We start from the raw sequence: 5,445 nt of genomic DNA on the forward strand, positions 1-5,445 counted from the left end.
CGGCGCCGCCGGCCGCGGCCGCGGAACCGGCCGTGGCGCCGGCCCCCGCCGCGCCGAGCCACAGCCCGGCACCCTTGAGCGAGGAGTCAGCCGCGAACCAGCCGATCACCGCGATCGGCAGCACCAGGCGGATGTGATCGTTCAGGTCCCGCACCTCGGAGGCCGCCACCGCGCACCGCGCGCACTCCTCCAGGTGCTTCCGCAAGCCCCGCTCGGCGCGGGTCCGCAGGCCGCCCCTGGCGTAGGCGCCTAGCCGGTCCGCGAAGCGCGCGCACTCCCCGCCGTCCGTCAACGCCCGGCTCACGTGCGCCTGGAGGTACGCCTGCTTCAAACCCTCCCTGGCCCGGTGCGCCAGCACCGCCGTGGCGTTGGGGGTCAGCCCGAGCAGCGGCGCCACGTCACGCGGCGACGCGTCCTCGACGGCCGTGTGCCAGAGCACCGTCTGCCAGCGCTCCGGCAGGCTGCGGAACGCCCGCACCGCCATGGACTCCTCGGCCTCCCGCATGGCCCGCACGTCCGCGGCGACCGCCAGCGCCGCCCCACCCGTCGACTGCGTCGCCGCCGCCGACACCGCGAACGCCGCGAAGTCCTCGACCAGTTGCTCCCGCCTGGCGGTACGCGCCCAGTCGGCCGCGACCCGCCGCACCGAGGTCAGCAGATAGGCCCGCACCGCCGTGTCGGGGCCGGCCCCGCGCCGCACCGCCTGCAGGGTGGCCGTGAACACCTCGTTGGCCAGGTCGTCAGCCGTGTCCGCGTCCCGGCAACAGGTGCGCGCGTACCGGCGCACCGCACCCGAGTGGCGCCGGTACAACTCGTCGTACGCCCCCGGATCACCCCGGCGCATCCGATCGACCAGCGCGAGATCGGCCGACGCCGACGACTCCTTGTTCGCACTCTCCAGACGCTGCCGTGGAACCTTGGAATCGTCGTCCTGCCCCTCAACGACCATGCGGCAAGCCCTCGTATTTACAGTGGTGTCAGCGAACAGCGCTCAGGGTGCCACAGGAAACGCGCCGTTCAGCCGGACTTACCCGAGAACCACTCGTCCGTGGGTCACCGCTCCCACACGCGATCGGCCCGCAGGCCCTGGAGCAGTATCTCCAACAGCCGCTCAGCGGCGGCCGACTGCCGCGCCGGGTCCTCGATGCGCGGCGGCGTGGTGGCTATCACCAACATCAGGTCGGCCACCGTGACATCGGCCCGCAACTCCCCGGCCGCCCGCGTCCGCTCCACCAACTGCCCCACCGCCGACAGCAGTTCCAGGGTGCCTGCGGTGACGTGCCGCAACTGCTCGTCAGGGCACCGCTGCTGCGGCACCCGCTCGCCGAGCACCGGCTCCCCGGCCGAGCCACCGGCCATGCCACCGGCCGGGGACCCGACCGACGCGCTGGCCGGCGCGCTGGCCGTCAACAACTCGGGCGGCAACAGCCGCCCCGCGCCCGCCGCCGCCGACCGCTGCACGAACCCGGCCAACGCCCCCCACGGCTCGTCGTCCCTGGCCAGCGCCTCCCGCGCCCTGGCCGTCAACCGCTGCGTCTCCTCCTCGGCGATGTACCTGACCAACGCCTCCTTGTTGGGGAACCGCCGGTACACCGTGCCCACGCCGACCCGGGCCCGCCGGGCCACCTCCTCCATCGGCGCCCCGTAGCCCTGCTCGCCGAACACATCCCGCGCCGCGCTCAGGACATGCCGCAGATTGCGCTGGGCATCCACCCGCAGCGGCGCCGACTTCCCCTCGGAGCTCGCCGCCTCCGGCGCCTCGGATCCCTGCATTGGCATTTCGAAATCCCCCGGTTCAAGGGACGGAGTGACCGCCCCTGACTGTGAGTACGAACATAGTTGAGGGCACTGACACCGAGGAAGGAGCAAGCAGCCCCAAGAGCCCCGAAGAGCCCCCTACAGCGCCAAGACGCCCCATAAGCCGAAGAAGCCAGACAAACGCAACGGACCGAGGACCGGAGGAAGCGCGCCCCACGCGCCCCCGGCCCCCGAACGGAGCAGGACCCCGTCCGACCTGTGGACAAAAGCGTGCCCCCGGGTGCCTCATGGACGGGTGACGAAGCAACCCGCGCACATCGTCGTGATCGGTGGGGGCTATGTCGGTCTCTACACCGCGCATCGCCTCCAGCGCAGGCTCCGACGCGAGCTCAGGCGCGGCGACGTCGTGATCACCATGGTCAGCCCCGAGCCGTACATGACCTACCAGCCCTTCCTTCCCGAAGCGGCCGCCGGCTCGATCTCCCCACGACACGTCGTCGTTCCCCTGCGTCGAGTACTCGCCAGCTGCCGCTTTGTCCCCGGAGAGGCCATCGCCGTCGACCCCGCGCGCCGCACCGTCACCGTGCGCACGCTCGCCGCGCAGGAGTCCGACGGAGAACCACTCCGATTGACCTACGACGAACTCGTCGTCGCCCCCGGTTCCATCTCGCGCACACTTCCCATCCCCGGGCTCGCCGAGCACGGCATCGGCTTCAAGGCCGTCGAGGAGGCCATCGGCCTGCGCAACCACGTCCTCGAACAACTCGACATCGCCTCCTCGACCCGCGACACCGCGATCCGGGACGCCGCCCTCACCTTCGTCTTCGTCGGAGGCGGCTACGCGGGCGTGGAGGCCCTCGCCGAGCTGGAGGACATGGGACGTTTCGCGTGCCGTTACTACCACAACATCCGGCCGGACGAGCAGAAGTGGATCCTGGTCGAGGCAACCGACAGGATCCTCCCCGAGGTGGGTGAGCAGATGGGCGTCCACGCCCTGCGCGAGCTGCGCGGCCGCAACATCGACGTGCGCCTCGGCACCCGCCTGGAATCCTGCGAGGACCGCGTCGCCACCCTCAGCGACGGCACCCGCCACCCCACCCGCACCCTCGTCTGGACCGCCGGCGCCAAGCCCAACCCCGTGCTCCGCGAGTTCGGCGTCCCCCTCGACGAGCGCGGCCGGGTCCGCTGCACCGCCGCCCTCAGCGTCGAGGGCGTCGACCACGTCTGGTCCGCGGGCGACGCCGCCGCCGTCCCCGACCTCACCGCGGCCGAACCGGGCGCCACCTGCTCGCCCAACGCCCAGTACGCCGTCCGCCAGGCCCGCCGCCTCGCCGAGAACCTCGTCGCCCGCCTGCGCGGCAAGCCCCCCACCGACTACCGTCACCGCTACGCCGGATCCGTGGCCTCGCTCGGCCTGCACAAGGGCGTCGCCTGGATCTACGGGCGAAGCCTCAAGGGCTACCCGGCGTGGCTCGTGCACCGCGTCTACCACCTCAGCCGCGTCCCCACCACCAACCGCAAGGCGCGCGTGCTCGCCGAATGGACCCTTGCGGGACTGTTCAAACGTGAGATCGTCTCACTCGGCTCCCTGGAACACCCGCGAGCCGAGTTCGAGCTCGCCGCGGGCACCGGGCGCCACCCCGAGGGCACCTGATCCGCCGCCCGCATGTGACCATGGGTGGGCTGCCGCTCAGCGCCCTGTAGAACACGACGACGTACAGAGACCCACGAACGCACGCACCCGCACACGTACACCACGGAACGCACAGAGCAGAACGAGCAGAACGATTCGGATCGGAACGCTGTGAATTTGACGCGCTGGGGTATCCGGCTGCCCGGAACACAGCGGCGCCACGCCCCCACCGGAACCGAGACCGGCTCCACCGGCGGCGTACCGGCCGCCCGCGGCGAGCAGCAGAGCACCGCCCCCCACGGCAGGCCGGGCCCCGGCCACGGCGTCGACGCCCTCGCCGTCCACGAACTGCTCGGCCAGGTCCCGGCCCCGGTGGCCGTTGTCCAGGGCGGCGACCACCGCGTCGCCTACGTGAACGAGGCGTACGCCGCCCGCTTCGGCCGCCGGACCCCCGGCCAGCCGGCCCGCGAATCGCTCACCGAGCTGGTCGAGCTCGGCCTGCTCCCCCTCATGGACCAGGTGCGACGCAGCGGCACTCCGCGCACCCTCAAGTCACGGCGCGTCCCGGGCCGCGGCCGCGACAGCTACTTCACCTTCACCTGCACCCCGGTCCAGCTCGCCACCCCCGAGGGACCGGCGGCCCGCGGCGTGCTGGTCTTCGCCTCCGACGTCACCGACCAGGTGGTCTCGGCCGAGCGGCTGCGCGAGAGCGAGAGCCAACAGCGCGCCGCCGCCGTCACCCTCCAGCACAGCCTGCTCCCCCAGGAGCTCGAGCAGCCTGACGACCTCACGGCCGCCGCCACCTACCAGCCGGGCGGCATCGACGCGGCGGTCGGCGGCGACTGGTACGACGTGATCACCCTCGGCGCCGGCCGCACCGCGGTCGTCATCGGCGACGTGATGGGCCGCGGCATGCGCGCCGCGGCGATCATGGGCCAGCTGCGCACCGCCGTGCGCGCCTACGCCCGCCTCGACCTGCCGCCGCACGAGGTCATCCAGCTCCTCGACGGCCTCGCCGCCGACATCGACCCGAGCCAGATCGCCACCTGCGTCTACGCCGTCTACGACCCGAACGAGGGCACTCTCACCTACGCATCGGCGGGCCACCTGCCGATCCTCATCCAGGAGCGGGACGGCACCATCACCCGGGCCACCGAGCCGACCGGGCCGCCGCTCGGCACCGGCGGCTGGATCCACGCCTCGGGCAGCGTCCCGTTCGGCCCCGGCGCCAACGCCGTCCTCTACACCGACGGCCTGGTGGAGCGCCGGGACGCCGACATCGACGAGGGCATCGACGCCCTGGAGCGCGCCCTCACCGGGAGTGGCCGCGGCGGTGGCCCGGAGATCATCTGCGGCCGGCTGCTGCGCACCCTGGGCATCACCGAGGAACACGACGACGACGTCGCCGTCCTGGTGCTGTCCTGCCCCGAGCGGGAGGGCGAGGAGGCCGACCTGTTCAGGGGCGCCGCCCTCGACCTGCTCGGCGGGATCGAGGCGGCCCCGCGCGCCCGCGCCTTCGCGGACGGGGTGCTGGCCAGCTGGCGGTTCCCCGAGGAACTGCGTGAGCTTGGCGTGCTGGCCGCCAGCGAGCTGGTCGCCAACTCCCTCAAACACGGCCGCGCCCCGATGGGCCTTCGGCTGCGACGCACCGACCGCCGGCTGATCGTCGAGGTGACGGACGGCGACGAGCACCTGCCGCGCCGCCAACAGGCCGCGCCGGCCGACGAGGCGGGGCGTGGAATCGCCGTGGTGGCCACCATCGCCGCCGAGTGGGGCGCCCGCCGGCTGCCCGAGGGCGGCAAGGCGGTGTGGGCCGAGTTCGCGCTCCCCCAGGCCGGTTGAACCCGAGTTGACGCCGTTGGGGTGAGGGCGTAACGTAGCCCAAGCGCTCGTGAAGGGCGCAAATCCACTTCTTGAACGCTCTGCCCGCGAGGGTCTGTTTTGGCTTGCCTGAAATAGCTTCTCCGGGGCCGGATTTGGAATTCGGCGGGGGTTGGTTCTAAAGTAGTGGACACACCGAAGGGAAGCCCGGAGGAACCCGAGAGGGAACCGAA

At 72.4% G+C, this 5,445-nt stretch carries 4 protein-coding genes; 2 read left to right on the forward strand and 2 right to left on the reverse strand.

Annotated elements, in window-relative coordinates; genetic code table 11:
- Both ACYVPE_RS39085 and ACYVPE_RS39090 read right to left on the reverse strand, forming a co-directional pair.
- Positions 1-949 (reverse strand): sigma-70 family RNA polymerase sigma factor (locus ACYVPE_RS39085; RefSeq protein WP_461038606.1); only part of this gene is annotated, 949 nt, incomplete at its 3' end.
- A gap of 104 nt (positions 950-1,053) precedes the next feature.
- Entirely contained in the window at positions 1,054-1,779 is a 726-nt protein-coding gene (locus tag ACYVPE_RS39090; protein ID WP_461038607.1) for a TetR/AcrR family transcriptional regulator, read from the reverse strand.
- A 274-nt stretch (positions 1,780-2,053) separates the two neighbouring features.
- Here ACYVPE_RS39090 and ACYVPE_RS39095 point away from each other — a divergent pair, with 274 nt between their 5' ends.
- A complete protein-coding gene (locus ACYVPE_RS39095) occupies positions 2,054-3,412 on the forward strand; it encodes an NAD(P)/FAD-dependent oxidoreductase (RefSeq protein WP_461038608.1) in 1,359 nt (452 codons plus the stop codon).
- A gap of 150 nt (positions 3,413-3,562) precedes the next feature.
- A complete protein-coding gene (locus tag ACYVPE_RS39100) occupies positions 3,563-5,233 on the forward strand; it encodes an ATP-binding SpoIIE family protein phosphatase (RefSeq protein ID WP_461038609.1) in 1,671 nt (556 codons plus the stop codon).
- The last annotated feature ends 212 nt before the right edge of the window (positions 5,234-5,445 follow it).

It is taken from the genome of Streptomyces mayteni, assembly GCF_054783955.1.

Excerpts from the sequence above, each read along its gene's own strand:
- ACYVPE_RS39090 (WP_461038607.1), bottom strand. The coding sequence starts at position 1,779 with ATGCCAATGCAGGGATCCGAGGCGCCGGAGGCGGCGAGCTCCGAGGGG.